The sequence below is a fragment of the Lactobacillus sp. ESL0701 genome, from assembly GCF_029433445.1.
Classification (GTDB): domain Bacteria; phylum Bacillota; class Bacilli; order Lactobacillales; family Lactobacillaceae; genus Lactobacillus.
Genome location: NZ_JAQTIC010000002.1, coordinates 247,799 through 274,786 on the forward strand (window position 1 = coordinate 247,799; position 26,988 = coordinate 274,786).

A 26,988-nucleotide genomic window follows, 5' to 3' on the forward strand; every position below is an offset into this window, starting at 1 on the left:
TATATCTAATATAGAAAGGAAAAGCCAAAATGTTTTTACTAATTATTCTTATTATCCTAATTGCATTTTTTATCGCGGGCTGCCGGGTCGTTCCACAAAATAATGAAGGTTTAATTGAAACTTTAGGTAAGTATTCTAAAACTGTTAAAGCCGGTTTTGTTTTTATTATTCCCTTTATTCAAAAAATACGGCGCGTTTCTTTAGCAATGTTTCCCGCAGAAATTTCCAAATATTCAATTATTACCAAAGACAACGCCGAAATCACAACTAGCTTAACTTTAAACTATTTGGTAACTGATTCTTACAAATACTTTTACAACAACACAGACTCGGTTAAATCCATGGTTGAATTAATTCGCGGTCATTTACGCGATATTATTGGTCGAATGGACCTAAACGAGGCATTGGGCTCAACAAGTAAAATTAATACGCAATTATCCGAAGCAATTGGCGATTTAACAGATATCTATGGCATTCGCGTTGTCCGGGTTAACATTGATGAACTGCTGCCAAGTCCCGAAATTCAAAAAGCAATGGACAAACAACTAACTGCTGACCGTGAAAAAATTGCGGCAATTGAAAAAGCTGAAGGTGAAGCCAAAAATATTGAATTAACAACTAAAGCTAAAAATGATGCTTTAATTGCAACTGCTAAGGCTAACGCCGAAGCTATCAAAACTAAAGCTGACGCTGAAGCATACCGCATTAATCAATTACAAACCAGTCTTGCTAATGCTAGTGAAGGCTACTTTAGAAATCAAAGCTTGGACAGTTTCAATCAGTTAGCCGCTGGACCAGATAATTTGATTGTCGTAAGTAAAGATGACATGACTAATTTAAGTGAATTGCCGGCAGCTGCTAAAGTGTGGCACCAAGCCGAAGGAAAATAATTTTATTGCTAAAAACAAAGAGCACTTCATTTTGAAGTGCTCTTTTTCTATCTATTATTTACTTAAATATTGTTCATAACCCTGATCATAAATGGTAATTGTAAACTCCGCACCTTGCCCAATTTCAGAAGTTACTTCTACTTTACCACCATGCTGCTTAACAAGTGATGATACAATCGCTAGTCCTAACCCAGACTCACCTGTTCCTAGCCGCGCTCTTGATGGATCAGCTTTAAAGAAGCGCTCAAAAATATACTTCATTTGCTTCTTGCTCATCCCAATGCCGTCATCCTTGACAATGACTTGCGTGCCGTGGGTTATTCTGCGACCACTAATCAAAATATGACCATTAGTAGTAAATTGAATGGCATTCTGAACCAAGTTAACAATAATTTGCGTTAATCGGTCACGATCAGCATAAATTGGCAATTCATCCGGCACCTTTAATTCGAGTTGATCATTAGCCTTATCGGCATTTTGCCTTAATTGAATTGCAACATCTTCTAAAATCTTCTTGGCATTAAATTTTGTTTTACTCAAATTTATCTGATTATTACGAATCTTTTCGTAATCCAAATTTTCATTAACTAAGCGAATTAAGCGTTTAGTTTCACGGCGCATTAAGTCAATTGACTTTGGCTTGGATTCTTCTGGAATGGCATCATATTGCAAGCCCTCAAGAATACCATTAATTGTCGTTAACGGCGTCCGCATTTCATGTGCTGCATCAGCCATAAATTGGTCGCGCCGCTTTTCCTGCGTTTTAACTTCTTGGTCATATTTCTTTAACGCCTGTACCATTTTGTTAAAACTAGCAGCCAACTGGTCAATCTCATCATTACCTTTATATTCAATCTGAACATCAAAATTGCCAGACTGTACTTTTTTAGTTGCTCGTGAAAGCCGATTGATCTTATTAGTTGAATAATAACTTAAAATGATGCTCATAACTAACCCAACAAGTAAGGCAATAATTAAAGCATTAATCAAATTATGCTTGGCAGTTTCAATTGGACGTTCAACATCCTTTACAAGCGATCCTACCCAAATTGCACCAATAATCTTATGACCGCTCATCCATGGCACAATTACTCCCGTGTACGGATTTTTTGTATGGTGCAAGTATGACTTACTTTCATTATTGTTTCTAATATGGATTTCTCTGCCGCTACTTAAAACAGCAAACACATTCCTCTTTAAGCGTAATAAGCGCCGACTTTTAGGATAGATTTGTACTCCCTGATTGTTAAAAATATGCAAATGTAGGTCATCACCACGCAAAACAAATTGTAACTTATCCAAAAATTCAGAATTAAGCATAACTGTACCATTCTTTTGGTCACTAGCAGCTAAGTCACCTAATGATGATGCATAATCTTCCATCCGTTGGTAATTTTGCTCATAAGACTGCGTTGTTACCGACTTAATCTCAGCATAACCAATAATTGACACCGTCGTAATAATGATTAGTAAAAAACTAAGTAAATGCTGGTAAATTGACTTCATTTGTTGACCCGCTCATCATCAAACTTATAACCAACACCCCAAACGGTTTGAATTACATCAGCACCAACTTTTTCTAATTTTTGTCGCAGCTTTTTAATATGGGCATCAACTGTGCGTTCTTCACCAAAATAATCATACCCCCAAACTGCTTCAAGTAATTGACCACGAGAAAAAACCTGCTTGGGCTTTTGCGCCATTGTATAAAGTAAGTCAAATTCTTTTGGAGTAATATTAGCTACCTTCTTATTATCAAACAATACTTCACGCCGCGCCTTAGAAATTTTGACATGAGTAGTATTTACGTCAAAACTATTAGTCGATTGCGCCATCTCAGACTTGTTTTGGTTATCTTCAATCATAATTCGCCGATGCAGAGCCTTAATTCGTGCAATTAAAGCTAGCGGGCTAAATGGTTTAGAAACATAATCATCAGCACCAACGCCTAATCCCAAAATCTGGTCAGCCTCACTATCACGCGCCGTTAACATGATTATTGGTACACTTGGTGACAACGCACGGATTTCTTTAGCAACCTGAATGCCATCCTTTTTAGGTAAATTAAGATCCAAAGTAATTAGATCATACTCATCAGGATGCTTTTTAAACATTTCAACGGCTTGTATACCATCGACTGCAACATCTTGTGTCCAGCCTTCTTTAGCAAAAAACATCCCCATCATCTCGGCAACAGAGTTATCATCTTCAACCATCAAAATTTTCAGTTTCATTTTCGATCCCTAAACCCTTTAGTTCTTTCATGCTTAACCTTATCTGGATCAACATAATCTGACGGCAATTCATTGCGCTTAAGTAAAAACTGTTTCAAACTTTTTTCGGTAGCAATAATTGGAAACAAGATAAAGAAGTAAAACGTCAATAGCCAAATCAAAAAATACCGATCCCACTTTAATAGGTGAATGCCAACACCCAATAGCAATTGCAGTAAGCCAAACAAGGCAAAATACAGACTTGCCTTGTTTTGGGCAAAAGCAAAGCTACTCTGATTAACCTGCGCTAAATATGACAAATAACCATAAAGTGGGTTAGCTTTTTTAGCCGGTTTAATTAACCAAATAAGTCCGATGGCAAGCAAAATTGCGCCACAAGCAATATATATCATTCTACTTATTTTCCTTTTTATCGTATTTTAATTCTACTTTGCTGGAGCAGACATCACTATTTTCATTTTACCAATGAATGAAAATTCTTTCATCTGATTAGGAATAATGAAATTAGTGCCGACTTTGAGTGCATAGCTTTGCTCACCAACTTGCAATTGACCAGAACCAGCAATTATCGAAGCTAACAAGTATGGGTGACTATTTAAGCTAGTTTGCCATTGCCCTTCTAAATCTATCTGCCATAGGTAAAAATGCGGCGAAAGCGGTGGCTCGACTAAAGTCTTAATCGTAGCATCCTGCTCGTTAGTTATTTGAACTGAAACTTGCGGATCAACATGCGGCACGGTAGTAACATCAATTGACTTTTGGGTATGCAATTGCCGCGTCTTTCCCGTCTTTTCATCAACACGGTCATAATCATATAGGCGATAGGTAACATCACTTGACTGCTGAGTTTCAATTACCATGATACCCTTAGTTAAAGCATGAATTGTCCCTGCTGGAACATAGAAAAAGTCACCAGCTTTAACCGGTACTTTACGTAGCAATTTGTCCCATTGACCTTGATGTATCATATCTGCTAGTTCTTGTCGCGTCTTGGCAGTATGACCATAGATCAAATATGAACCAGGATCAGCTTGCAAGACATACCAACTCTCAGTTTTCCCACTGTCATGCTCCACTTTTTTAGCATATCCATCATCTGGATGTACTTGAACTGACAAATTATCATTGGCATCTAAAAATTTGACTAATAGTGGAAATTCTTTTTCTTCAGGATTACCAAAAAGTTCGGGATGCTCCTGATATACTTGTCGCAAGGTTTGCCCCTTTAATGCGCCTTGACTAACCAGTGATGCATCATCTTTATAACCAGAAATAATCCACGCTTCGCCAACTTTGCCAGTAGGAATATCGTAATTAAAAATTGTTTGTAATTTGCACCCACCCCAAATTTTGGGTCTGAAATACGGCGTTAAAAATATTGGTTCCACTCTAATCACCTCATGTTTAGTTTAAACTTTTATCTGATAAAAAAGGAGTAGTTTTTAGTGAATCTTTATCATCTTATGCCTTATTATAAAGACTTTTTGGCATAAAACCGAATTAATTTATGGTTTTTTACTATCCGATATTAATTAACAATTAGCATTAGTAAATTATTTTGTAGTTCCACAAGTCTAATTCAGTCTTTGTGTAGACTTATAGATATATTAGTTTTAAAATAGATGCTTAGATAACTATTAAGTTAAAACCAGTTGCATAAGGAGACTAAAATGAAGAAAGAAAAACTAATAGTATAGTCGGATTATTGGTAATTGCTATAGGAGTAGGCATAACAAATACTAACGTTTCTGCACATAGTTTTATATGGTGGTGCAAACCACGTGAAGTTAAAGTTGTTAAGCCCGTACAAATTAGCGAAATCAAAAAAGGTATGCCATTATCTAAGTCACGCTGTATAGGACACAAAGTGCTTGAGAAAGGCACACAACTTAAAATTCAGCATGCAGCCAGTTATATATGGATTGTTCAGAAAAAAGGATTGGCTAATGACTATTTTAAAACTGATCGTCACAAGTATTTCTGGGTGGCAGGCAATTATCCTAAGCATTGGTATAAATTAATTAAATAAAGAAGAGGTAGTATGAAAGGATTTTTTTCAGGAATTTGGACAATATTAGGTCTATTTTCTTTATGGATTATTTACGATATTTTTTCAATCAATTGGATTCATGTAATAGAGTTTGTGGTTGTTGCTTTTATTCTTGTCTGCATAATAGACCATCACCGCGATAAGAAATTCAACGAAAAATACTAGTTCTAACCATGTCCACCAAGCCAGTGACTACAAACCTATGGCAATTTTAGGAGAAAAATTTATGAAAACTAAGAAAATTTTATTTACAGGAATTGCTGCTGTTTCACTTTTAGGTGTATCAGTACCAATTGCTGCCAGTGAAGCTGCTACAAGCGTACAAGCTGCTACAACTCAAAAGCTAAGTAAGAAAGCCTATATCTATAATGTTTATGGCAAAAAGACAACGAAAATGCCTCTTGCAAAAGGAATAACTATTAAAGTATTAAGTACAAAAAAGATTAAAGGTAAAAAATACTACCGAATCGGTAAAAATAAATACATCAAGTTCAATTGTGTTGCTAAGGAAGCTACATCCACAGCAGGAGAAAATCAAGTAACTCCTCCTTCAACTCCGTGGACATCTCAACACTTAGTTGACAATAAAGGCTGGTCATTAACCGAACAGATGTATAAAGCTGAAGAAATGACAGGCGAGCAGAGACAAGATGCTGAAAACGAAATCGCTGCTGAACTTAATATGTACTATGTTAAGCAATTAAAAACTTCGAATAACAGTAAAGATATGCAGGAAGAAATGCTTCAATTCCATAATGCAATACTTAAGCAATTAAAGGTTAAGCAAGATACTGAAAATTGGATTGAACAAGGGCGGTAAATAATTAACTACAAAAAACTCTCAAGAACACTGCGACCATACATTATTCTTGAGAGTTGTACATACTATAAACAAAAGGCACTGATAATATTTAGTATCGGTGTCTTTTGTTTACTCAATTTTATCATAATAGGAAAGAGTCTGTTATGCCCCATAAAACAAATAACAAATTAAAACAGTAAGCAAATATACATCACTATAAATTAAAGGCAAAAGAAAGTTAGCAACACAATTGATGGTTTATTTTAGTTTTGTCAGTAAAATCACTATTAAAACTAAAAGAAGCCTTGATTTATCAAGGCTTCTTATCTATACAATGGAGATGAGGGACGTCAGATATGCCATTTTATGTAATTACATGCCTTAAAAACATTGATATAACAGTAAACTGCTATTTTATATTATTGAGTAATTTTGACTTTTTAGTCCAAAATTTAGTCCATAGAAATCTGCTAGAATTAACGAATATTATTCTGTAGTCTGAAGCTCAACTATTAGATCCTCTGAACCTGATCAAAAATATTATAACATAACATACTACTTGAACTTACGGATGAATATTATTCAAGATATGCTTTTTTATTTGTTTCTAGAGATAATAACTCATATTCATATTTATCTTCAACTCGTCTTAGATTATCAGACGTCTTTATTTCTTTTATTGTAGCTATTCCATCGCTTGGAATAGTAAATTTTTTAGCATTTGTTTTTACAACACCATTATATATTTCATCTTTCTTATCATTAGTTTTAGTAGTAAAAGAAAAGCTTTCTGATTTAGAGTCGTATCTTGTTAATGTTCCTGGAATCTCAAAAGTTTCTTCATCTACATTGGGTGGCAACTCACCAACTTTATTAATGAACGTTCCAATACTCTTCGAAGTAAACGTAGATTTCACAATTTTTATTTTATTACCAGGTTTAGGTATTTTAGCTGTAATTTTTCCAGTTTCAACTCCTTTGAAACTCTTAGAAAGTTTGGACATATGATCTAAAACAAGCCAGCCATATTTTTTTACTATAAAATCGGCATCTATATTCTCACCACTCTGTGTTTCTTGAAACAATTCAACCAATTTTTCATATGGTAAAGCTTCATCATCATTGATTAATGATGATACACCATTGGAAAGTAATCTTGTACCAAACGACCCAGCATACGTGCCAACGAATTGAAGCTGTGTAGCTTTATTGTTTATATACTCTTTCAATAATTTCTTAGTATCTTTTGGCTGTGTAAGTGCAACTAACAAATTTTGAATCTTTAGCAATATATCTGCTAAAAGATCTACTGATACTTCATGCTTATCATGAAGCGGCTGAATAGAAAAGTCTAAGCCATATCTATTTTCAGTATAAGTATTATCATAGATAGTTGTATCATCAATAGCTAAGGATTCTTTATATGATACATAATAGTCCTTATCAGGTAACCATTGTGGATTTATTGCTTTCGAAGATTCCGCATAAAATACATCCTTGCTTTCGCCTTGTTTTTCTATGTAAATTACTTCAGAAATTAGATTTCTATACAAATCTAACAAGGATATTTGCTTATGCTCCAACTTACTTAATTCTTCATATGAAACTGGTAAATATGCCCAAACATCAGTATCATCTTTTTCTTCATAATCAATAAAATTAGCGACAAAAAGGCTGCCAATTTCTGTTGTAAATGAATACAAAATTGGTTCATCATAATAATCATAAACATGAAAGATATTTATTTTATTAAAAGGCTTGAAATTTAATTTTTCCATAATTTTGCCCTACCATTTTGTTACTGAAAAGTTTTGTTCAACTATATTAGATTTATAATTTAACCAAAAGGTAAAATGTCTATATCCTTTTTCGGGATTACTAGTATCAAGTATTACCCCATCTAATTTGTTTACATGTAATGAATAAAAGCTCCTAAATTTTCTTTTTAGTCCTCTATTTCCTTTTGTCATTTCATTATAGGCATCTCTAGCCTGCTGCTCTGATAAATAACATGAATATCCTGAAGACTGACACATTTTTGTGTAATCATTATCAAATTTCCATTCTTCGTATTTTCTTCCTCTTTTTGCAACCGATATCCAATCTTCTTTATCAGTTTTATCACTTTTTTTAGAAAATCTGTATATCATTCCCTCATACTTTATAGCATCCTTAGGCGGACACTGATAATCACTTTTATCAGGAAAATAATCTTGATTATAATATTTCATTAATTTGTCCTCTTAATACCTTATCGATATTATTATACATATCATGTCAAATTATTGCAGTATATAGTGGGGCGCATTTTCAACTACACTATATGTTGTAATCGAAAAAAGACCGCCCCAGAGAAATTAATCTCCAGAGTGGTCTTTCTTTGTATCAATATGCCTAACAACATATCATCGCTATTATAAAATTAAATATACTTTTTTGCCATTGATCCATTTATCTTTGCCAGCACCAATTAGTAAATAATTCTTTTCCATGCGCAGCACTTTGTAGCAATCGCCTTTCTTGAATTTTCTACCCGTCTTAAGTCCAGCAGGTAGAGCGTGGCCAACTGCAGACCCAGTGACCTGACAAACAGCATGCATGTTTGGATTAGTGAACAGTGGATTTTTTTGGCAATTACTGTGCGCCAATCAATCCAGCCTGTTTTGCCCTTATAAGTAATTTTGTAAAAGCCTTTGTCATTTTCAGCCTGCATAATCACAGTCTTTCCATAAGGCACCATAATCAACTTTTTGTCGTTATTCGGCTCTGCCCACAGCGTTGCACCTGATTTCTTAGTTACACAGACAGCGCCCATATAAGTTGTCATAACCAACGGATGCCAAGTCATTTCAATATCCCCTTTCGTTTCATTCTTTGCATGATTATTCCAGTCAATATCTTGACCGTTATAGTAGTCTAAATCTAAGTCACCTGGCCAACCGCTCAATCTTCCAGCTGGTGTGTATTGTACAATGGCCAGTCGGCTATTATTCCAACTATTTAGTCGACCATAAATTGGTCGTGGTTTATAGCCTGGGTGTACAGCCATTGAATTATACTGGGCAACCCATAGATAATACTTATTGCTGATGGAACGCCAGTTATAGCTATTTTCATCGCTCAAGCTCATGTAAATTAGCGGTTTAGTTCCAGTCTCCTTGTACACGTAATCCAAAAAATTCTTAGCCCATGTGACACCACCAACAGGTACTGCTGAACCTTCATAATCCAAGGCTAAAACAGCATTCTTAAGATAGGGCTTTGCTATCCGTAAAAAGTAATTGGCTTCAGCAGCGTAATTGCCAGCATTTGCAAAGTGATATAGCCCTATCTTCTTGCCTGCCTTTTGCGCTGTTTTTAGCTGCGAATTCATAGCAGGATTGATGTAACCTGTACCTTGTGTTGCTTTTACCAGTATAAAATCACCAGCTATCTTAGCATTGTCGATACCGTCCTGATAGCTGGATTCATCAACGCCGTTTTTTACTTTAGGCATTGTTATCAGCTCCAGAGTTTACATCATCCTTGATAACTGTTTTTTCAGTTTCGTCCTTAACATCGTCTTCATTAAAATCGTCAGCCGTTGCAGGCGTTTCTGCATCAGTCTTGTCTGGCTTATCAGCATTCATCTTAGCAACTTCCTTTTCAGCAAAAGCTCTAATTGCTGCTTCAATAGTCGGGTCAATTTTTACGCCACGAGCAGAAAGTACACGTGTTACTTCATTAATAACGGCGTTCATCTTGGATTTGCCATCACCGCCGGTAGTTTCCGCTTCGTGAACAAAGGCCGCTGCTAAATTAGGAATTTCAGCCACCCATTTATTTTTAATGGTATGGTGCTCGCCATAAACCTTAACGCCAACGTAAGCCACAATGGCGACAACTACTAAACCTGCATAGCTTAAATCTAAATAATCTTTAACACTCATTTATTTGCTCCTTTAAAATAACTGGCATTGCAATTGCCTGTTTATATAATTTTGTCCCTGTACCGTTGCCCTGCAGGGCATGGTAACTTTCATAAATATGCTTTAGCCTTGTAAATTGCTGTTCTGTACCACCTTTTTGTACATAAATTATTCGGTAACACAATTCATCAAGCTCAGTATGTAAGATTTCCTGCATGCCTTGCCCAACCACATCTAATTTCTTATTGATTTTGGCTAGTGTTTCATCTAAATCAGGTATCTCACTAACTAATTTTTTATTAGTTTGGGCACGTTTTTGATGTCCCGTCCATAGCCCGACGATAAATTGCACCACACCTAAGCGCCAAATCCATTCAAATAATAAATTCCAATCCAAACTAAAAGCACCTACTTACTATTTTCAGTAGATGCTTCTGAATAATCTTCGCCAGTAATTCGCTTATACGCTTCCGCATCAATTATGCCGAGCACTACAAACGAAGCAATTTTAGCTTTGTTGTAAATCTTTGAGTTATAAAGTGATTGATATACCTTTTCCATAATCGGTGCAAATTGTTTTAAGTTAAACATTATTCAGCTTCCTTTCCTGCATTACCTGTGTTCATTGCTGCCATCATTTGCGACATCATATCAACGACATTTCCAACTTGTTGTCCAATTGTTGTTTGCCCTGTTTGAAGCGAAGTAAGTGTCTGGTCAATTGCCGTCTTATCTTCCTTGATTGATTCTGTATCAGTCTTGACGTCTTTCACATCTGCTGATAATTGATTAATTAATTGACCTTGCGCATCAGGCTGATATTCGTACCATTCACGCTTATTCCAATCGTACTTAGGTGACTGAATAGACGGGTCTGGTGCCTCGGCCACAAAAGGATATGGAATATAGTCGCCGAATGGCTGTTCCTCTCTATCAATTGCATAAGGCACTTGATTGTCGCTACGATAATAAATATACGTTTTTGTTTCTTCTGTCATTTTAAAAAATCCTTTCTATTAAAAAAGCAACTTAGCTCTTTTACTAAATTGCTTTACTCATAATGTGACCAGCAAGACAAAATCTCGATTACTTTATCTTGCTTATTAATTTTATAAACTACCCGATGTTTACCATTTAATCTTCGTGAATAATAATCTCGACCTGTAGGTTCTAGCTTCTCAAAAGATTGAATTGGTTCATAAGGATCATTCTCTAGTGTTTGCTTAATTTCCATAAATCGCGTTCGTAAATTACTCTGCATGACTTTTCTTAAATCATTTTTAGCAGATGATTTAATTTTGATTTGCCACTTATTCATTATCAATCTCGGCAATCATATCGTCTAAATTTACCGCCTTATCATCTCTGTCATCACGTTTTATTGCCTCTTGCAATTGACCATTAGCTACTAGTGCCAATGTCTCCTGCAGTTCATCATACTCGCGCTTACTAATTAAAACAGCACTTTTTTCATCAGTAGCACCAGCAATAATAACTGGCTTCGCATCACGATTAGTCTCATTAATTAAGCTATACAAATTTGACCTTGCTTTAGTTGGTGTCACAATTTCTGCCATAATTTTACCTCCTAATAATATGTATTTTAGCGTACGCATTAGAGTACGTCAATCTATTGGTGTTGCACCGCTAAATTTTTTTAGTAAATCACTCGAATATTTGGATCATCTACTGAAATAAAATAAAAATCAATCCCTACTGTTAAAACATAGTTTACGTCATGCCCCCGTCCTCCATCAGTCTCAATTCTACTTATTGGTAAAACTGTATCTTCCTTTAGTGTAGTAGGCTGCTTAGTTTCACTGTATGGATAAATTATAGTACCTTTATTAATTAATAAGTTTTTGCCTACTGGATCATGATTAAATTTAGCATCAATGTCTTGTTTGCTATAAGTATATCGTTCAGCAGTACTAATAGCTTCACCCTTAGCTTGATTAATTTTTTGATCAATAACTGTGCTAGTATCATATGAACTTAAATCTGTTTTAGGTATCTTACCAATCTGATTATCAGCATATTGCTCGGCATTCGATTGTGCAGTTTTTGCAGCACTATCTGCATATTGCTTCGCATCCGTGACATCCGGCTTACTTGCTTTACCATTGTTTAAACTATCTAGTGTTTGTTTAACTGAACTATTGTAGTGCGGTATGTTTTCAGAAGTAAGCGAAACGTCTTTAGAAAAAGGATCCGGCTTAATAGTATTAACACTGTCTACTTTTCCAGCATCTTTAATGCCATCTTCAAGTTGCTGCTTATCCTTATCATAAGTAGTCTTATCAACTTTTTTGTTAAAGCATCATCAACATATTTCTTAGCAGCAACACCTTCTTCAGTGACATTAATCGTTACACTACTAGACTGCCCAACTACCACATATATGGTTACGTTGAATTGAAACATCGCCTTGTTGTTAAAGTCAGGCATATGTTCTGGATCAACAGCTGTCGTGATAGCATACAGAAATTCATCGCCACCATCTTCTTTGGCATACAAGCCAATCGTATTGATATTATAGCCGTGTGCTAGATCTTTATTGTTAAACTTCAAGTCCATACCATGATAAATACTTTCAAAGTTTACACGTTCCTGTTGAGTAATCTGTCGAATAGTCAGATTGTCAAAGACTTCGGCACCCGTACCTGTTACTTCACCCAAATACTCATGCTGATATGCTTTTTCGTTGTCATGCTTTAACTGTTCCGCATCAGCAATAAACTCTTTACCCAACCATTCTTTAGGGACTGAACGATAATCTGACGAATGTACTAACGTGTCTTTACGCAGTGATTGCTGTTCTGTTGCTTCGTTGACCCAATTACGCTGACTAGCCAGCGGATTATAACTACTAAACGTAACAATGCCAGAACCACCTCTGCTTAAAGATTGGTTAATGTTACGTATTTCTTCCATGCCTTTGAAATCTGATATTTCTTCAAAGTGCTTAAACTTGGTATAGCCATGTCTAAACTTCTGCGACTTAATCTTTTGTGGTTTGTCCGCACCTTTAAATCTAATCTGCTGACCCGTTGGTAAGTAAGTTAGCTGCATTAGACTAGTACTCGAAGCCCAGTAATCAGATACACCTAACTTGTCAATTGCCCACAGATATTGATCAAAGACTGAGTCACGTAGCGTTGCGGCTACCTTACGAATAACCACTGCATTAGCTTCTAGGTCTTGCATCATACCCAGGACAATTACGAGCGAAACAAAAGAGGACTTGGTTGAGCCACGTCCTCTTTTTAACCAATAATTGGCATATTTATGATGCTTTACATCTTGATAGACACTAAAAAAGGATGGTGCAATCAAGCTAGATAATCTAACCATCTTCTTCACTATCCTTTGGAATATCATCAATAATCTGTACTGGACTTGCAATTCTAGCATTCACATCATGCTTCTCTGTCCACATTGCTGACCGTTTACCCAGCAACTCTGCTGTCAGATATTTCTTTCATTCGTTTTTCTAAGTAATTAGCAATTTCAACTTTCTTCAGGTTTTCTTGTCCAATTGAGTAAGCTGTTCGCTTGGAATAACCCGCTTTAATTGCAGCTTCCGTGGCATTACCCGACTTAATGTATTCATTTGCAAACTTTTGTTGTTTTACTGTTAAACTCAAGCATTATCACCTTCTTAATTTTGGGTAGAAAAAAAAGACACTCAAATAATAAGTATCTTATTAAGTTAAATATCGATTTTTATGCTACGAATTTTAAATTCTAGGATATTTCCTTTTATTGTAAAATTTTCTAAGACGTGGATCATCATAAGCTTCTTCATATTCAGGTTTCAATTTTTTTATTAGCTGATCTGCTTCGGGCTTAGTCAAATTATTATAATCAATTGGCCTCATACTTCTAACAGCAGTATTCAAAAAATCATACATCATTTTTATATAATTAATTTGTTTTGGAGTTGCTTTATCCATTTTAAACACCTTCTTCACCAATATACAGTTATTTTACCACATACCTCACATTAATAGCGGTTATAGGAATCGAACCTATATAAGAGACCATCACCGCTAACCAATATACAGGAGGAATGCTCCGTTAAAACTAGTGTCGAAACTGTCCGGTATTATCCGCTACCTAATCTTTCGACAATACTAATATAGCACCTGTTAACCCCGACCTGACCCCGATTCTGCACCGATTTATAATTTTCAGGTCTGGTATATCTACATCATAAATAACCTTCCAAGTTTCAATAGTATCGGCAATTTGACAACAGGCATAACGCTTTAAATCTCCATAGCGAGAGTCACTATATTTTACTTTGTCAGCCACTTGCCAATCTTTTAATTCATATCTTATATATAATGATTTTAAAATCGTTCTAAAGGGCTGATTTTGGCTATCTGAGCAATGGTCTACTGCTTGATAAACAGCCTTGCATTTATCCTGCATATCAAAAATATTAGCCATTCTTATTTCAGCACTATTTCGGCCATGAACTGTTACATCTGTCGGATCAAACTGTAGACATCGAAAACGATGAATTGCTGTCTTACCGTGGTCGTCCTATTCCAGAAGATTATCTAAATATTATTAAGAACCTAATGGATTCTGATATTCAACATGGTAGAAAGAGATAATTACGTGAACGATTTAATACAATATTTATTCGATTTCGCTTTTAATCAGGATATTGGTTACCTATTAGTTCCAGCTGATGAGGATTACAGTTCTTTTGCTAATAAAACTAAAAAGCTTATCATTATCAACACCAATTGGAAGAATAAGGCTGAGTTACCTTTCATTATTGGCCATGAAATCGGTCATTTAATAGATGGCGATCAAGGCATTTCACGCTATTGCGGTACTTCTCTTACATCTAAGGAACGCCATGCTGACCTTTATTCACTTAATTTAATTTTTGATTATGCTACTAAGCAATATGATTGTTATGAGGAACCTAGCCAATTTATGCAAGCTTATGGTATACCTACTAGAATGTATAACGATGTAGTGAATTTATTTAGGAATAACGATGATCTTTTATTTTGATTTTAAAGTAAGCGGTATTATTAATAATTAATCTTTGCTAAAATATTAAAAGAATTTTAGGAGGATTTTAAAGTGCTGAACGGTAACGAATCGAAATCAATTCATAAAAATAAATCACTAAAAAATAGTAACATTTTAATAAGCCAAGATAGCGCCGGAAACAAAAGTCAAAAGACGCCATCGCAAAACAACCTTATTAAGCAACTACAAGAAAAATATAAGGAAAATGGTTATCAAACTATTCCTTATATACCAAATGACCAATTTGCTCATTATTGTTTAGAACAATGGGAAGACAGCATTAGAATGGCTGCACCTGTTCCTAAAGAAAATATGGAAGCTGTTAAGTTTGAAGATCATTCCTTACTAATTGGTGAGGTTGTGATGCTGTGGTGGATGAATCGCATGAAGAAAAAAGATTACATTCCACAATATTTTTTATGGCAGTATGGAATTAACTTTTCTACTAGTCTTAAAAAATTAGAAAGCTATGGACTTGCTACAAGTGAAAAAAGCATAACAAACGCTGGTCTCAATTTCTTAAACAAATATCCTAAAATAATTAAACACCATCGAGCTGGAAAATCTTGGACTGGTATTGGTCCTGTTAAATATGATTATTCAAAATTATTAAAAGGCGAGGAAAAGAAAGAAGCTATGTTACAGAATGTTCAAAAAGCATTTGATAATGAGATGAAATTTTATTCAGAAAGTAAAATTATATATTTTCAATGGATGCCTTCCAAAAATCCATGTCAACTTTGTAAAAAACTTGCTACTACTGATAACGGTTGGGGCAAAGGCGTTTATAGAGTGGCAGATAAAATCAAGGTGCGTAAATTATTACACTATGATTGCCTCTGTACTACAGTACCTTATGACGATACTTTACCAAACATTATTTTTTAGGAGAAATATATGCTGAATAAAAAAGAAAATGCTAAACAGCCCTTTTATAAACAAACTTGGTTTTGGTTAATTATTGTAATTGCTTTTATCGGTTTGCTTGGAATTACCTTTTATGCCGGTAAAAAAAGCACTTATACCAATAACACTAAAACTGAACAAAAGTCTCATAAAAAGTCTAAACCAAAACTAGTTTCAGATAAGCTTGGTGATAAAACTACACAAGATAATCTTACTTTATTTCAAATTTATACAAACATTAAAGTTGGCGATCTTATGCAAAATGGGCAAGGCGGATCTACATATTCATCTGTTAAAAAATCTTTGCAATCTGATCCTTCAGAAGCTTCTGACAGCGAAACTTCAGGTATTAAAACTCAAATAGCAAAATGGGAATACGATGATATGACTCTTACCTTTGTTTTCGTTAATAATAAAGTTGTGCGCTCATCTTTAACTGATTTTCGCTGGCATAGACCATCTAATCGCTTAACTCGTAAAGCTTATAAAAAATTATCAAATAGTACGACTTCTGATGAAGTAACTGATAAATTCGGTTTGCCAGATGAAATAGATCAATCTTTAATTTTGGGACGTTATAAAAATATATTTACATGGTATACAGGAATTAAAGGCGGTGTAGGATCTGAAGTAGATCTTGAATTTACTGGAACAAGACTCACTGGTAAATCAGAAAACGGCTTAGAATAATTCCTATTAACGCAAAAAAAGCCCTCAAGAACGCCGCGACCAAACATTGTTCTTGAGAGCTATAAATGTAGTAAACAAAAGATGCTGATACAGTATCGGTGTCTTTTGTCTACCCAATTTTATCACAATGAGGAGGATTTTGTTATGCCACGTAGGACAAATAAACAAATTAAAGAATATACTTTAAAATCTGGCAAGAAAAAATGGAAATTCCAAGCATATATTGGCTTGGATGAAAACGGTAAGCAAATATGCGTCACCAGACAGGGTTTCAATACATATAACAAAGCTGCTTCTGAGCTGACCAAGCTAAAAGCAAAAGGAATTGAAAAGTCGTATCAACGACCAAATCAAATAAAATTTGATGAAATTTATGATCTTTGGTTTGAAAATTATAAAGACCAAGTTAAAGAATCAACTGCAAATAAACTTCTAATAATGTATCGTAATCACATTAAGCCTGTATTTGGAAATAAATACATGGATAAGGTACAGGTTAAAACAATTCAACGTTTTGCCGATAAAAAAGCAAAAGAAATTGTTAAATATAAGGATGTTGTCAGACAAGTAGGTATTTTATACGAATATGCCATCAGGCTTGGATATGTAAAAGAAAATCCTGTTAAGCGAATAATCATGCCCAAGAGAACGGCTCGACCGCGGCGAGATATAAAACACAACGTGTACTCACGTGAAGAACTAGAAGAATTTTTAGCAACTGCCAAAAATTATAGCATTCGACCATACACTTACTTTTATCTTCTTTCAACAACTGGATTGCGTAAATCTGAAGCTTTGGCTTTAACATGGAATGATGTTGATCTTGTAGGCAATAAAATATCAATCACTAAGACCCTATCATATGGTTATGACAATAAACTGATTATCCAATCGCCAAAAAGCGAAATGTCTAATCGTGTCGTGCCTATTTCTACAAAGTTAAAACAAGTATTACTAGAATTTCAAAATTACGAGCGCAAACAAGCCCTTATTTCTAACAAACTATTTCATACGTCACTTGGAAAATATTTGACACTCAGTAAACCAGATCAGTGGTTAAGGGCAATTTATAAAACAAACCCCAAATTAAAAAAGATAACAATTCATGGCTTCCGTCACACTTTTGCTACTTTGCTAATTAGTGAAACAAACGTTAAGCCAAAAACAGTTCAAATGCTAATGGGTCATGAAACGATTGCTATGACAATGAATATTTATACCCATATTAACAACTCCAACAGAAAAGATGCCATTAGCTCAATCAAGACTTTAAATATTTAATCATGTGGAAATCATGTGGAATTACTTTAAAACTAAAAGAAGCCTTGATAAATCAAGACTTCTTAGACATACAATGGAGATGAGGGGAATTGAACCCCTGTCCAAACGCATTCCGTCACTGACCTCTACGATCATAGTTATATTACTTGAACTTCGCTAGTCCAAAACGCCATATAACAGGGCTAGGATGAACTAGCTAACCTGCTTAGGACTCTTTTTAACTATTCAGATGAGGTAGTTAAACGTAACTCACTAATTTGATACCTATTACTAAACGTGAGTAATCCAGTACTAGGCAAGGCATAAGCGCTAAATTAAGCAGCTAATGCGTAAGAATTTTCTTTATTTGCAGTTAAAGTTCTGTGACGTTTTAATGTAGACGTGACCTACAAATCGCAGTCAATGCGAATCTACGCCTGTCGAATCCCAAAACATCCCCTTGAGACTCTCTAATTATAGCATAATTCACATCAACATACGATCAAAAAAGTTCAATTAATTAGTTCAAGTGAGCTAAACGAACAACATCACGTTCAATCATCAATTCTTCATCAGTTGGGATAATCATTGCCTTAACTTTTGAGCCGTCTTTAGAGATGAACTTCTCACCATTAGACTTGTTAGCTTCAAAGTCTGGGTCCAAACCGATAAATTCAAAGGCCTTCATGACATTTTCACGAACGCTGCTATCATGTTCACCAACACCAGCAGTGAAGACAATTGCATCAACACCGCCCATTTCAGCAACATAAGAACCTACATATTGAACTACACGGTCAATAAAGATTTCACGAGCTAGGCTGGCTTTCTTATCAGCGTTATTTTCCAAATCACGCATATCTGAAGAAATTTCAGAAATACCAAGTAAACCTGACTTGTCATTCAAAATACTAATCATTTGGTTAATATCAATATTGTCTTTGTTCATAATGTATTGCAAAACTGAAGGATCAACATCACCTGAACGTGTACCCATTGTAATGCCTGCAAGTGGTGTAAAGCCCATTGAAGTGTCATAAGACTTACCGTTCTTAACTGCAGTAACTGACGCACCTGAACCCAAGTGACAAACAACCATCTTCAAATCTTTGGCGTCTTTACCAAGCATTTCGGCAGCACGACCAACAATGTAACGAACTGAAGTACCATGAGCGCCATACTTACGAACGCCATATTCTTGGTAATATTTATAAGGAATTGAGTACATGTAGTGTACTGGATCCAAAGTTTGGTGGAATGAGGTATCAAAAACAGCAACTTCTGGTACTTCTGGGAGCAATTTCATAAATGCTTCAATTCCCTTACCTTCAGCTGGGTTGTGTAATGGTGCATATTCCTTTAGGTCATAAATAGTTTGTAATTTATCCTTATCGACAATAACTGAATCAGAAAATGCTTCCCCACCAGCAACAACACGGTGACCAACACCAACGATTTCGCTTAGGTCAGCAATTACTTTGTATTCTTCTAATGCCTTAAGCAATAAGTTAACAGCAGTTTCTTGATCTGGAATAGCTACTTCTTCCTTATGCTTCTCGCCATTAGCCAATTTGATTTCAAATGATGAACCATCAATCCCTACACGATCAGCAAGACCTTCTGCTAATACGTTTTCTTCTGGTAAAGCAAACAACTTATACTTAAAAGAAGAACTGCCTGAGTTAATTGCTAAAACTTTTTTCATAAATAAAATTCCTCCATACATGTAACTTTATAATTTTTCACAAATTAATGAATGTTATTAGTATACCACTCATTTAGCTTGACATTAAGCTTAATTAGCTCTTCTTGTTTCTTAATTGAGTCTAACTTTGTGAGCAATACTTCACTGCTGCTAATTCCTGTACCATGATTTTGAAATACCAAAACTGATTTTTGGTTAAATTTATTCTGAAACATCTTGTCTGGCAGCTCTACAATTGCCCGCAAGAAGACCTTTTCGGCAAGCCACGGCATGAAATCAGCCCCCACCTTACCAGAAAGAATTGATTTAGGGACAACTAAAAAGGCATAACCACCAGGCTGCAGGTTTTTAATAATTTGCTCAATAAACAAAAGATGCGCGAAAGAGTGCCCTTTTTCAGCCTTTGTCGCAAAATTAGCCGCATTATCATCAATTGGATAATAACCAATTGGCAAATCACTAACTACTGCTTCTGGGCTTTCAATTAACCAAGGACTAAGAGCATCTTGGCAATACAAATCAATCTTAATACCGTTCAAATGAGCGCCAACATCCGCAAAATTTAGCACTTCTTCATCATTATCAATGCCAACTAATTCATAATTTAACTTAGAATGGTTGGCCATTCTCAATTGATTAATGACCTCATAAAGTAAACTACCAGTACCAACTGCTGGATCAACAACCGTCAATTCCTTATCTGTTGGTAGTAATTTTTTCATTAACATCGCAATAATTGTCGCAATTGCTGGTGGTGTCGGCATTTGATTAACATCCAGCTCATCTTCATTAATTGCTTTTAATACCAAATAGGTAAAAATTTGTACCTTATCCTTTTGGGCCAAATGATCGTAATCTAATGCCGCATATTTTTGGCTTAACTTGGCAACAGTCTCCTTGTCGGGAGCTCCCATCTCCACCTTAATCTTACCAGTTTCAAGATTATCGAAGGTTTCAGTTAAAGCCTCACCAAAAGAAACATTTAAGGCATTCTGCAAACAATTAACACAGTCCAAAAATTTATTAAAAAGTTCTTCAATTTTATCCATGCTTAATTCCCCTTATCTACTACCATTTTAATAGAAACAAGGTTATTGGTGCAAGCAAATCAATTGTTGACTAGATATTCAATCAATAACAAGTCATTTTTCATACTTACACGATAAATTTCTTGATAAAATTGCAAAAATAACAAACAGGTAGTCAATACCAAAACACTGCTAAGTAATGCACTAGCCTTAATTTTTTGCTTTTTTAATTTGTTCATTTTTTGTCTTCTTTTCCGGCTGCCTAGCCAATTTAAAATATAATTCTGACTTACGACCATCATCTTCTGTCACGTTGATTTTAAGCTGCCCTGGATGGGTAATAAAATTAGCCTGACTAATATTCAACAACAGCGGCATATGTCCGCCTTCTACGGTTGTTGCCCGAATCATATTCTTATAAAAAGTTAACAAATAAGTCGTTTCACTATTATCTTGGTCTATTTTTACAATTTTTGCCTTTTTTGAAGTAGAATTTGCCACATCTATATAAGCCAATTTAGTATGATCGTCATGCAAAAAGCGATTAAGCTGCACATAAGAAAAAACTACATCATCGGTATGGTGCTCTGCCTTATTAGCCAAGGTCATACTTTTTAACAAATTTTGCAGCATCAAGACAACCAATAATGTTACAAAAACGGCAAACATCACTTCAGCTAGCATAAAGCCCTTATTCTTTAACTTCATAAGTCTTTTTGTCTGTTGTATCATAAACACTTTTTGCTCCTGCTGGTTGATAAACCCGATCGTGTACCGTAATTTTACTTAAATCTTCCTCTTTCAACACATGCCAAGCATAAGCACGATCAGTTTTCAATTCAATTTGGCGTTCATTTGCTCGGCTAGCACCAACAATTAATGCAATCACTGAGATACCCATTATTGCCAAAACAAGTGCTACCATACTTTCTGCTAGTAAAAAGCCTTTTAACCGCAGTTTATTCATCAATTGCCCGTCCCCACTGCATTTGTAACTTTATTTTTTGTGAATGGTGACCATCTTCGATAGTAATCGTTAGCGGGGCTAACATACCTTTAGCCGAAATCACAGTTCTGCCATGTAAACCATAAACAGTAATTGTTGACGCAATTTGCATTTGTTGTGAAAAGCCGTCGCCTACAAAGACAAGTATCTTTGTTTGCGGCTGATATATCAGCGTAACTGTCTCATGCTTAATTGTACTGAACCGTGCTGCTTGCTCAATAGAACTCTTAATTTCTTTGGCAGTATTATTCAGAATCAGTTGTTCACGATATGAAGCAATTTCAACAGTTCCAAGCATTATTAAGCTTAACGAAATCGCTAAACATACAACCATTTCAATTAAAGTAAAGCCACCTAACTTTACTTTAATTGCCCTTTTCAACCACACCATTAGTTACCGTATAATTTTTAGACTTATCTAGCTGATTTTTGGTCAAATAACCATCGTCAAACATATTTTGAAAAGTAATATCTTTACCCTTTCTATCTTTATCTTCTTCATAAAGGTCAGCCTGTGTCTGCAATGTTGTTTTAAAGGCATCTTCGGTTCGTTCAGCGGCACTCTGCTTTTGCCTAGTCAAATTAGGCGCGATAATCAATAACAAAAGTACAATAATGGCAATAACCACGACCATTTCAATCAAGGTAAAGCCCTGCATCTTACGCGATTTAGCCATAATATTCAATAAATACTGCTTAAATTTTTTCTTCATTATAAATAGCTCCTTAAATCTGCTGCATCATCGCATACATTGGCAGCAGTAATTTCAGATACATCCCGATAATGCACAACCCAATCAAAATAAAGCAGACTGGTTGAACATTAACAATTAACTTTTCGATTTTACTGGTTAAGTCAGTAAACAAGGTTTGCCCCAGCAGTAGACAGCTCTTGCCTAAATCTCCCTTGGTTGAACCTGTTTCAATTAAGATTACTAGCTCATCTGGCAAGAATAACTCCTGCTTGATAATTTGCGATAAGTTCTTGCCCTTAGCTAATTGCCGGTTCACCTTAGCCCCAATAAATTGTTGCAGTGACCCCGATTCCTGATTAGCCGCATACTGACACATCTTTTGCAGTGAAAAGCCACTAGCAACTAACAAGCCAATATCATAAACTAGTAAATAATTAACATATAATTTGACCGCCGAGCCAATAATTGGGTAATGCGATAATCTTTTTAGTGAATGATAATCTTGCTTACGCAAAAGTGTTAAAACCTGCGTAAAATAATACAGAAACAATAATCCAAGTACCAATAAACCAACCAGCATTACATCACCAGTATGCTCATTAGACGACGCAAATTGGTTTGATACAAAAGTCTGCATAAAGATAAGCAGACCAATCATCATTACGACTAACACAAATGGATAAGACATTTCTGTCTTTAACTTTTTAATCTGTTCATTTTTTAAACGGTTTAAGGTAGCCAGTTGCGCTAAGCAGTCAAGTAAATTCCCTTGCTGCATTGCCAAATCAACTTGCGTTGCAATCGTTTTGCTAAAACCTAAATGCCACATTTCCTGACCTAAATCAGCGCCTAAAGTCATTCTTTGGCTCAAACTAGCCAATACTTTTCGGCGTTTGGGCCATAAAATTGGCATTAATTCCAAACTCATATTAAGGGCAAAACCATTAGCAAGGCTATTTTGTAAGTAATCAAGAAAGGCTAATTGTTCTTGTCCCGTTAACTTATCCCTCTTGAAATTGTTCATATATCGGCGCACTAATTTCACCTCGCTGTTTCAATTCCATTAAATTATCTGTCCAACTTACAAAATTACCACGCTGACTTTGACTGATACTGTCCTGCAGAGTTTTTCCACTGGCAATATCAAGTAAGCATGAGAAGCCATTTTTTGTTGGCAATAATCGTTGATAAGAAACGGCTGTTAAGCAATTACTCAACTCGTTTTGATTAATCTGTAAGCTCTCCAATCGCGAAATTGTCTGCAATGTGCTTTTAGCATGAACTGTTGCGAAAACTAAGTGTCCACTCAATGCAGCATCAACTGCTAGACGTGCTGTCTGGGCGTTGCGAATTTCGCCAATAATCAAAATATCAGGTCGGTGGCGCAAAGCTGCTTCTAATAAGCGGGCATAACTAATCTCGGCCTCATAATTAACCTGAGTTTGTAAAAATGTCGCTTGGTGAATTTCAACCGGATCTTCAATTGTCATCACCATTTGCCCTTGACCCACAATTTCCGCCAATTTATACATCGTAGTCGTTTTACCAGAACCAGTTGGTCCACTAGTAACAATCAATCCACGCCGTCTAGTTAACTCTTTTAATTGTTCAATTTGTTCAGGTAAAAAATACCGTCCTGCCTTTACCTGATAAATAATTCGCAGTACTAAAGATTCATAACCTGCAAAATCGCCAACACTTGATAAGCGTAAATAATATTTTTCGTGATGATAATCATACGTTAACGCACCAACTTGTGGTCGGCGGTGTTCTGCAATATCCATTTGCGCACCATATTTAAGAAAATTAATAATCTCTTTGCCCTCATTTAACGTAAATTTAGCTCGCTCTTTAATACCAGTCAGTGTCCGCGAATTAACCAGCATTTCTTTATCACGTACCAAAAAGAACATGTCACTGGCATGATTGGCAATTGCTTCTTCAATCAACCAGTTAACTGTTTCTTTAATCCGCATAAAAACCCTCCTTTGCGTGTACTCTACATATACATACGCAAAAGAGGTCAGAAATTTTTTGTAAACAAAAAATCACTCAAAAAATTGAGTGATTAATTATTAATTTATGTCTGACCTAGTCTTCATCAGCAGCGGCAGTATAAACATTTTGCACATCGTCATCGTCTTCTAAGGCATCAACAAGGTTAGCAAATTGTTCTTTCTTGTCTTCTGGGACTGGTGTAGTGTTCTCCGGAATCATCGTTAACTCAGCGTTAGCAAGCTTGTAGCCTGCCTTTTCCAAAGCATCACGGACTTGTGCCAATTGCTTAGGATCGGTATAAATCTCGTAAGCTTCGTCACTTGTTTGCAAATCATCGCCACCGGCATCCATGACATCAAGCAACATTTGGTCTTCATCGGCATCAGTAGTTGTCCGGTCAATTGCAATGTAGCCTTTGCGGTTGAACATGTAAGCAACTGAACCAGTAGCACCAAGTGAACCGCCATTACGCGTAAACGCAACCCGAACTGAAGAAGCAGTCCGGTTCTTGTTATCAGTCAAGGCTTCAACAAAGACAGCAACACCACCGGGTGCATAACCTTCATAAGTAATCTCATCGTAATGCTCGTCTGAATTGCCGTCAGCCTTCTTGATTGCGCGGTCAATGTTAGCCTTAGGCATATTATTAGCATGGGCTTTATCCATTACCATCCGCAAGTTAGGATTCCCTGAGGGGTCAGGACCACCATTCTTTGCAGCCATATATATCTCACGAGATAGTTTTTGGAAAATTTTACCTCTCTTAGCGTCTTGCGCATTCTTGCGGCCTTGAATATTGTGCCATTTTGAATGTCCTGACATAAGAATCCTTCTTTCTTTATTTGTAGTTATTAACGATAATAATCTTAACTCACGGCAGCATAAAATTCAATACTAGCAGCAATTTCAGCTGATTTTTTACTAAAATCACTTTCAAAATGGACTATTCTAACATTATTCTAACTAAATATCCTGATTTGGGTCTAGTCAGATAATGCAATAATGAGTAAAATAGAAAACGTTAATTATTTTTAAAGGAGATAATCTCAGTGGATGAAATAGGTTCAAACAAGAAATATATTTCGTGGCCGGTATTAACTCTGATGGCTTTTTGTACTGTTATCGGCTTGGACGATATTATGTACAATTTCCAAAATCAGGGAATGCCCGTTGTTACTTCATGGATTATCATGTGTATTTTTTACGTGATTCCATATTCTTTAATGGTTGGTCAATTAGGATCAGTCTTTAATAAGGAAGGTGGTGGTCTATCGTCATGGGTCCGCGGGACAGATGGCGAATTTTTAGGCTACTTTACTGCTTGGACATACTGGGCAGCTTCAATTCCTTATGCAGTTGATTCAGCTAACACAATTATTGTCGATATTGGTTGGGCTGTTACCGGCTCTGGTAAATTTCAGGACCAAATTTCTAACAAAAACTTTGCGCTCATGACCTTTGCTATGTTTATTATCTTCATTATTATTGAACATTACTTCTCACGATCAATGGAAGTATTGTCAACAATTGGTGGAGGCATGATGCTGATTATGACCTTCATGTTTGTCTTTTTGGCATTTGTTGGTTTAAGTAAATCCGGTGGCCACATGGCAACCACCAACTTCACTTGGCACTCACTCATTCCTAAATTTGACATGCATTACTGGACTACAATTGCCATGTTAATTTATGCTCTTAATGGTTGTGAATTGGTGGCACCATACGTTACCAAGATGAAAAAGCCAAAATCCGACTTTCCTAAAGCCATGATTGCTTTGGCAATTATGACCATCTTCTTAACCGTCTTTGGTTCATTTGCACTTGGCATTTACTTCAATGCTAACCACATTCCAAATGACTTGAAGATGAACGGTGAATACTACGTCTTTGACATGGTTGGTCGACAATATGGTTTAGGTAAGAGTTTGCTTTACTTATGGTCTTGGACTTCTGTCTTTTATAATGCTGCCCTGTTAGCTGTTTTATTAGACGCCATGACAAGAATGCTGATTTCTGATACTGGTGACAAGTATATGCCGAAGTTCTTACGCAAAAAGAACAAGAATGGCTTGCCAATCAATGGTTACATTCTAACTGTTGCGCTATCAGCATTTATCATGCTTCTTGGTATTTTCTTACCTAACATGAATGACATTTTTAATTGGTTATTAAACTTAAACGGGATCATTTCACCAGGTGTTACCTGCTGGATCTTCTATTCCTTCATGCGAATTAGAAAGAATTCTAAGAAATTCTCGTCTGACTACGTCTTTATCAAAAATGATAAGTTAGCCTACCTAGCAGGACTATTCCTACTAGTAGTTACAGCTGTCGCAACCATTTTGGGAATTGCCCCATTAGACGTTAAAGAGTTCAGTAGTTATTGGTGGTATGAATTAATTATTAATATCGTTGCAATTGTTGTCCTAATTGGGTTAGGCGTGATTTTACCAAGTATTAGACGCCGCGAGGAAGAATATGGGATCGCCTTTAGCCGCGACCAATGGATTGCCATGCTTGTTCTAATTATTGGCTCCATTGTCCTTGATCTCTATCTTGGCGGTCAGAACCTCAGCAAGATAGATTTTGGTCAATTCAAATTAGGCTTAAACATTATTATTATCGTTATTGAAGCCATCTTAGCAATTTTGCTTTGTTGGTTAGTTGGCAGAAGAAAGCCAAGTAACGCAAGAAATTAATTGAATATTTTTAAAGCAGCTTCACAGCAGTGTGGAGCTGTTTTTATTTGCCAAATAAT

At 35.7% G+C, this 26,988-nt stretch carries 35 protein-coding genes and 1 other RNA gene; 8 read left to right on the forward strand and 28 right to left on the reverse strand.

Features of this window, described 5'->3' with window-relative positions; all coding sequences use genetic code 11:
- Positions 1 to 29: 29 nt before the first annotated feature.
- Positions 30 to 890, forward strand: coding sequence for an SPFH domain-containing protein (locus tag PT281_RS02580; protein ID WP_277151774.1), 861 nt, complete (start codon positions 30 to 32; stop codon positions 888 to 890).
- Positions 891 to 944: 54 nt separating this feature from the next.
- Here the strand turns inward: PT281_RS02580 and PT281_RS02585 are convergent, their stop codons facing one another.
- From PT281_RS02585 to manA, 4 genes are read right to left on the reverse strand one after another with little or no spacing between them, the layout of a single operon-like run.
- Positions 945 to 2,396, reverse strand: coding sequence for a sensor histidine kinase (locus PT281_RS02585; protein WP_277151776.1), 1,452 nt, complete (start codon positions 2,394 to 2,396; stop codon positions 945 to 947).
- Positions 2,393 to 3,124 carry a response regulator transcription factor gene (locus tag PT281_RS02590; protein WP_277151778.1) on the reverse strand — a complete coding sequence of 244 codons (732 nt, stop codon included), beginning with the start codon at positions 3,122 to 3,124 and terminating at the stop codon, positions 2,393 to 2,395. The genes PT281_RS02585 and PT281_RS02590 overlap by 4 nt, the downstream gene beginning before the upstream one ends.
- The gene (locus tag PT281_RS02595) at positions 3,121 to 3,516 is read right to left on the reverse strand and encodes a hypothetical protein (protein ID WP_277151780.1); all 396 of its coding nucleotides are present in this window, start codon (positions 3,514 to 3,516) and stop codon (positions 3,121 to 3,123) included. Before PT281_RS02595 ends, PT281_RS02590 begins: the two co-directional genes overlap by 4 nt.
- Before the next feature lie 33 nt (positions 3,517 to 3,549).
- Entirely contained in the window at positions 3,550 to 4,512 is a 963-nt protein-coding gene (gene manA / locus PT281_RS02600; protein ID WP_277151782.1) for a mannose-6-phosphate isomerase, class I, read from the reverse strand.
- A gap of 317 nt (positions 4,513 to 4,829) precedes the next feature.
- On the opposite strand from manA, the gene PT281_RS02605 reads away from it, so the two are divergent.
- Positions 4,830 to 5,153 (forward strand): hypothetical protein, encoded by a 324-nt coding sequence (locus PT281_RS02605; RefSeq protein WP_277151784.1) that lies wholly within the window; start codon positions 4,830 to 4,832, stop codon positions 5,151 to 5,153.
- A gap of 247 nt (positions 5,154 to 5,400) precedes the next feature.
- Positions 5,401 to 5,994, forward strand: coding sequence for an SLAP domain-containing protein (locus tag PT281_RS02610; RefSeq protein WP_277151785.1), 594 nt, complete (start codon positions 5,401 to 5,403; stop codon positions 5,992 to 5,994).
- Positions 5,995 to 6,554: 560 nt separating this feature from the next.
- Here the strand turns inward: PT281_RS02610 and PT281_RS02615 are convergent.
- The 13 genes from PT281_RS02615 to PT281_RS02675 form a co-directional block, all read right to left on the reverse strand.
- Positions 6,555 to 7,754 carry a DUF6575 domain-containing protein gene (locus PT281_RS02615; RefSeq protein ID WP_277151787.1) on the reverse strand — a complete coding sequence of 400 codons (1,200 nt, stop codon included), beginning with the start codon at positions 7,752 to 7,754 and terminating at the stop codon, positions 6,555 to 6,557.
- A gap of 9 nt (positions 7,755 to 7,763) precedes the next feature.
- Positions 7,764 to 8,207, reverse strand: coding sequence for a hypothetical protein (locus PT281_RS02620; RefSeq protein ID WP_277151789.1), 444 nt, complete (start codon positions 8,205 to 8,207; stop codon positions 7,764 to 7,766).
- A gap of 239 nt (positions 8,208 to 8,446) precedes the next feature.
- Positions 8,447 to 9,472, reverse strand: a complete 1,026-nt coding sequence (locus PT281_RS02625) for a GH25 family lysozyme (protein WP_277151791.1) — start codon at positions 9,470 to 9,472, stop codon at positions 8,447 to 8,449.
- A complete protein-coding gene (locus tag PT281_RS02630) occupies positions 9,465 to 9,905 on the reverse strand; it encodes a phage holin, LLH family (RefSeq protein WP_277151793.1) in 441 nt (146 codons plus the stop codon). Before PT281_RS02630 ends, PT281_RS02625 begins: the two co-directional genes overlap by 8 nt.
- Entirely contained in the window at positions 9,895 to 10,281 is a 387-nt protein-coding gene (locus PT281_RS02635) for a hypothetical protein (protein WP_277151794.1), read from the reverse strand. Before PT281_RS02635 ends, PT281_RS02630 begins: the two co-directional genes overlap by 11 nt.
- A gap of 11 nt (positions 10,282 to 10,292) precedes the next feature.
- Positions 10,293 to 10,475: an XkdX family protein gene (locus PT281_RS02640; protein WP_277151796.1), complete on the reverse strand. Its 183-nt coding sequence runs from the start codon at positions 10,473 to 10,475 to the stop codon at positions 10,293 to 10,295.
- Positions 10,475 to 10,882: a hypothetical protein gene (locus tag PT281_RS02645; RefSeq protein WP_277151798.1), complete on the reverse strand. Its 408-nt coding sequence runs from the start codon at positions 10,880 to 10,882 to the stop codon at positions 10,475 to 10,477. The genes PT281_RS02640 and PT281_RS02645 overlap by 1 nt, the downstream gene beginning before the upstream one ends.
- Positions 10,883 to 10,935: 53 nt before the next feature.
- Entirely contained in the window at positions 10,936 to 11,202 is a 267-nt protein-coding gene (locus tag PT281_RS02650; RefSeq protein ID WP_277151799.1) for a Txe/YoeB family addiction module toxin, read from the reverse strand.
- The gene (locus PT281_RS02655; protein WP_277151801.1) at positions 11,195 to 11,461 is read right to left on the reverse strand and encodes a type II toxin-antitoxin system prevent-host-death family antitoxin; all 267 of its coding nucleotides are present in this window, start codon (positions 11,459 to 11,461) and stop codon (positions 11,195 to 11,197) included. Before PT281_RS02655 ends, PT281_RS02650 begins: the two co-directional genes overlap by 8 nt.
- A gap of 658 nt (positions 11,462 to 12,119) precedes the next feature.
- Complete coding sequence (locus tag PT281_RS02660; protein WP_277151803.1) at positions 12,120 to 13,238, reverse strand: PBSX family phage terminase large subunit; 1,119 nt, start codon at positions 13,236 to 13,238, stop codon at positions 12,120 to 12,122.
- Between the two features lie 95 nt (positions 13,239 to 13,333).
- Positions 13,334 to 13,531, reverse strand: coding sequence for a terminase small subunit (locus PT281_RS02665; RefSeq protein WP_348635617.1), 198 nt, complete (start codon positions 13,529 to 13,531; stop codon positions 13,334 to 13,336).
- 93 nt (positions 13,532 to 13,624) lie between these two features.
- On the reverse strand, positions 13,625 to 13,840 hold the full coding sequence (locus PT281_RS02670) for a hypothetical protein (protein ID WP_277151805.1): 216 nt from the start codon (positions 13,838 to 13,840) through the stop codon (positions 13,625 to 13,627).
- A 163-nt stretch (positions 13,841 to 14,003) separates the two neighbouring features.
- Entirely contained in the window at positions 14,004 to 14,339 is a 336-nt protein-coding gene (locus PT281_RS02675; protein WP_277151807.1) for a hypothetical protein, read from the reverse strand.
- Positions 14,340 to 14,513: 174 nt separating this feature from the next.
- Here PT281_RS02675 and PT281_RS02680 point away from each other — a divergent pair, with 174 nt between their 5' ends.
- From PT281_RS02680 to PT281_RS02695, 4 genes are all read left to right on the forward strand, one after another.
- A complete protein-coding gene (locus tag PT281_RS02680; protein WP_277151809.1) occupies positions 14,514 to 14,921 on the forward strand; it encodes a M48 family metalloprotease in 408 nt (135 codons plus the stop codon).
- Positions 14,922 to 14,993: 72 nt separating this feature from the next.
- Positions 14,994 to 15,830, forward strand: a complete 837-nt coding sequence (locus tag PT281_RS02685) for a hypothetical protein (RefSeq protein ID WP_277151811.1) — start codon at positions 14,994 to 14,996, stop codon at positions 15,828 to 15,830.
- Between the two features lie 9 nt (positions 15,831 to 15,839).
- Positions 15,840 to 16,538: a DUF3862 domain-containing protein gene (locus tag PT281_RS02690; protein WP_277151813.1), complete on the forward strand. Its 699-nt coding sequence runs from the start codon at positions 15,840 to 15,842 to the stop codon at positions 16,536 to 16,538.
- Between the two features lie 144 nt (positions 16,539 to 16,682).
- Positions 16,683 to 17,819 (forward strand): site-specific integrase, encoded by a 1,137-nt coding sequence (locus tag PT281_RS02695; RefSeq protein WP_277151815.1) that lies wholly within the window; start codon positions 16,683 to 16,685, stop codon positions 17,817 to 17,819.
- Between the two features lie 71 nt (positions 17,820 to 17,890).
- Here PT281_RS02695 and ssrA read toward each other — a convergent pair.
- From ssrA to PT281_RS02750, 11 genes are all read right to left on the reverse strand, one after another.
- Positions 17,891 to 18,258, reverse strand: a transfer-messenger RNA (tmRNA) gene (gene ssrA / locus PT281_RS02700).
- A 60-nt stretch (positions 18,259 to 18,318) separates the two neighbouring features.
- Positions 18,319 to 19,503 carry an acetate kinase gene (locus PT281_RS02705; protein WP_277151817.1) on the reverse strand — a complete coding sequence of 395 codons (1,185 nt, stop codon included), beginning with the start codon at positions 19,501 to 19,503 and terminating at the stop codon, positions 18,319 to 18,321.
- A gap of 44 nt (positions 19,504 to 19,547) precedes the next feature.
- Entirely contained in the window at positions 19,548 to 20,552 is a 1,005-nt protein-coding gene (locus PT281_RS02710) for a class I SAM-dependent methyltransferase (protein ID WP_277151818.1), read from the reverse strand.
- A 59-nt stretch (positions 20,553 to 20,611) separates the two neighbouring features.
- Positions 20,612 to 20,770 carry a hypothetical protein gene (locus PT281_RS02715; protein WP_277151820.1) on the reverse strand — a complete coding sequence of 53 codons (159 nt, stop codon included), beginning with the start codon at positions 20,768 to 20,770 and terminating at the stop codon, positions 20,612 to 20,614.
- Positions 20,742 to 21,239, reverse strand: a complete 498-nt coding sequence (locus PT281_RS02720; RefSeq protein ID WP_277151822.1) for a ComGF family competence protein — start codon at positions 21,237 to 21,239, stop codon at positions 20,742 to 20,744. The genes PT281_RS02715 and PT281_RS02720 overlap by 29 nt, the downstream gene beginning before the upstream one ends.
- On the reverse strand, positions 21,223 to 21,498 hold the full coding sequence (locus PT281_RS02725; RefSeq protein ID WP_277151824.1) for a hypothetical protein: 276 nt from the start codon (positions 21,496 to 21,498) through the stop codon (positions 21,223 to 21,225). The genes PT281_RS02720 and PT281_RS02725 overlap by 17 nt, the downstream gene beginning before the upstream one ends.
- Entirely contained in the window at positions 21,491 to 21,928 is a 438-nt protein-coding gene (locus PT281_RS02730; RefSeq protein WP_277151826.1) for a prepilin-type N-terminal cleavage/methylation domain-containing protein, read from the reverse strand. The genes PT281_RS02725 and PT281_RS02730 overlap by 8 nt, the downstream gene beginning before the upstream one ends.
- Entirely contained in the window at positions 21,903 to 22,250 is a 348-nt protein-coding gene (gene comGC, locus PT281_RS02735) for a competence type IV pilus major pilin ComGC (RefSeq protein WP_277151827.1), read from the reverse strand. The genes PT281_RS02730 and comGC overlap by 26 nt, the downstream gene beginning before the upstream one ends.
- A gap of 13 nt (positions 22,251 to 22,263) precedes the next feature.
- Entirely contained in the window at positions 22,264 to 23,256 is a 993-nt protein-coding gene (locus tag PT281_RS02740) for a type II secretion system F family protein (protein WP_277151829.1), read from the reverse strand.
- Entirely contained in the window at positions 23,234 to 24,208 is a 975-nt protein-coding gene (gene comGA, locus PT281_RS02745) for a competence type IV pilus ATPase ComGA (RefSeq protein ID WP_277151831.1), read from the reverse strand. The genes PT281_RS02740 and comGA overlap by 23 nt, the downstream gene beginning before the upstream one ends.
- Before the next feature lie 115 nt (positions 24,209 to 24,323).
- Positions 24,324 to 25,052, reverse strand: coding sequence for a YebC/PmpR family DNA-binding transcriptional regulator (locus tag PT281_RS02750; protein WP_277129920.1), 729 nt, complete (start codon positions 25,050 to 25,052; stop codon positions 24,324 to 24,326).
- Between the two features lie 227 nt (positions 25,053 to 25,279).
- Between PT281_RS02750 and PT281_RS02755 the strand changes: the two genes are divergently transcribed.
- On the forward strand, positions 25,280 to 26,929 hold the full coding sequence (locus PT281_RS02755; RefSeq protein WP_277151833.1) for an amino acid permease: 1,650 nt from the start codon (positions 25,280 to 25,282) through the stop codon (positions 26,927 to 26,929).
- The last annotated feature ends 59 nt before the right edge of the window (positions 26,930 to 26,988 follow it).

Coding starts and splice junctions, on each gene's coding strand:
- PT281_RS02580 (WP_277151774.1), top strand. CDS start 30: ATGTTTTTACTAATTATTCTTATTATCCTAATTGCATTTTTTATCGCG.
- PT281_RS02585 (WP_277151776.1), bottom strand. CDS start 2,396: ATGAAGTCAATTTACCAGCATTTACTTAGTTTTTTACTAATCATTATT.
- PT281_RS02590 (WP_277151778.1), bottom strand. CDS start 3,124: ATGAAACTGAAAATTTTGATGGTTGAAGATGATAACTCTGTTGCCGAG.
- PT281_RS02595 (WP_277151780.1), bottom strand. CDS start 3,516: ATGATATATATTGCTTGTGGCGCAATTTTGCTTGCCATCGGACTTATT.
- PT281_RS02610 (WP_277151785.1), top strand. CDS start 5,401: ATGAAAACTAAGAAAATTTTATTTACAGGAATTGCTGCTGTTTCACTT.
- PT281_RS02615 (WP_277151787.1), bottom strand. CDS start 7,754: ATGGAAAAATTAAATTTCAAGCCTTTTAATAAAATAAATATCTTTCAT.
- PT281_RS02620 (WP_277151789.1), bottom strand. CDS start 8,207: ATGAAATATTATAATCAAGATTATTTTCCTGATAAAAGTGATTATCAG.
- PT281_RS02625 (WP_277151791.1), bottom strand. CDS start 9,472: ATGCCTAAAGTAAAAAACGGCGTTGATGAATCCAGCTATCAGGACGGT.
- PT281_RS02630 (WP_277151793.1), bottom strand. CDS start 9,905: ATGAGTGTTAAAGATTATTTAGATTTAAGCTATGCAGGTTTAGTAGTT.
- PT281_RS02640 (WP_277151796.1), bottom strand. CDS start 10,475: ATGTTTAACTTAAAACAATTTGCACCGATTATGGAAAAGGTATATCAA.
- PT281_RS02645 (WP_277151798.1), bottom strand. CDS start 10,882: ATGACAGAAGAAACAAAAACGTATATTTATTATCGTAGCGACAATCAA.
- PT281_RS02650 (WP_277151799.1), bottom strand. CDS start 11,202: ATGAATAAGTGGCAAATCAAAATTAAATCATCTGCTAAAAATGATTTA.
- PT281_RS02655 (WP_277151801.1), bottom strand. CDS start 11,461: ATGGCAGAAATTGTGACACCAACTAAAGCAAGGTCAAATTTGTATAGC.
- PT281_RS02660 (WP_277151803.1), bottom strand. CDS start 13,238: ATGGTTAGATTATCTAGCTTGATTGCACCATCCTTTTTTAGTGTCTAT.
- PT281_RS02670 (WP_277151805.1), bottom strand. CDS start 13,840: ATGGATAAAGCAACTCCAAAACAAATTAATTATATAAAAATGATGTAT.
- PT281_RS02675 (WP_277151807.1), bottom strand. CDS start 14,339: ATGGCTAATATTTTTGATATGCAGGATAAATGCAAGGCTGTTTATCAA.
- PT281_RS02690 (WP_277151813.1), top strand. CDS start 15,840: ATGCTGAATAAAAAAGAAAATGCTAAACAGCCCTTTTATAAACAAACT.
- PT281_RS02695 (WP_277151815.1), top strand. CDS start 16,683: ATGCCACGTAGGACAAATAAACAAATTAAAGAATATACTTTAAAATCT.
- PT281_RS02705 (WP_277151817.1), bottom strand. CDS start 19,503: ATGAAAAAAGTTTTAGCAATTAACTCAGGCAGTTCTTCTTTTAAGTAT.
- PT281_RS02710 (WP_277151818.1), bottom strand. CDS start 20,552: ATGGATAAAATTGAAGAACTTTTTAATAAATTTTTGGACTGTGTTAAT.
- PT281_RS02715 (WP_277151820.1), bottom strand. CDS start 20,770: ATGAACAAATTAAAAAAGCAAAAAATTAAGGCTAGTGCATTACTTAGC.
- PT281_RS02720 (WP_277151822.1), bottom strand. CDS start 21,239: ATGAAGTTAAAGAATAAGGGCTTTATGCTAGCTGAAGTGATGTTTGCC.
- PT281_RS02725 (WP_277151824.1), bottom strand. CDS start 21,498: ATGAATAAACTGCGGTTAAAAGGCTTTTTACTAGCAGAAAGTATGGTA.
- PT281_RS02730 (WP_277151826.1), bottom strand. CDS start 21,928: ATGGTGTGGTTGAAAAGGGCAATTAAAGTAAAGTTAGGTGGCTTTACT.
- comGC (WP_277151827.1), bottom strand. CDS start 22,250: ATGAAGAAAAAATTTAAGCAGTATTTATTGAATATTATGGCTAAATCG.
- PT281_RS02740 (WP_277151829.1), bottom strand. CDS start 23,256: ATGAACAATTTCAAGAGGGATAAGTTAACGGGACAAGAACAATTAGCC.
- comGA (WP_277151831.1), bottom strand. CDS start 24,208: ATGCGGATTAAAGAAACAGTTAACTGGTTGATTGAAGAAGCAATTGCC.
- PT281_RS02750 (WP_277129920.1), bottom strand. CDS start 25,052: ATGTCAGGACATTCAAAATGGCACAATATTCAAGGCCGCAAGAATGCG.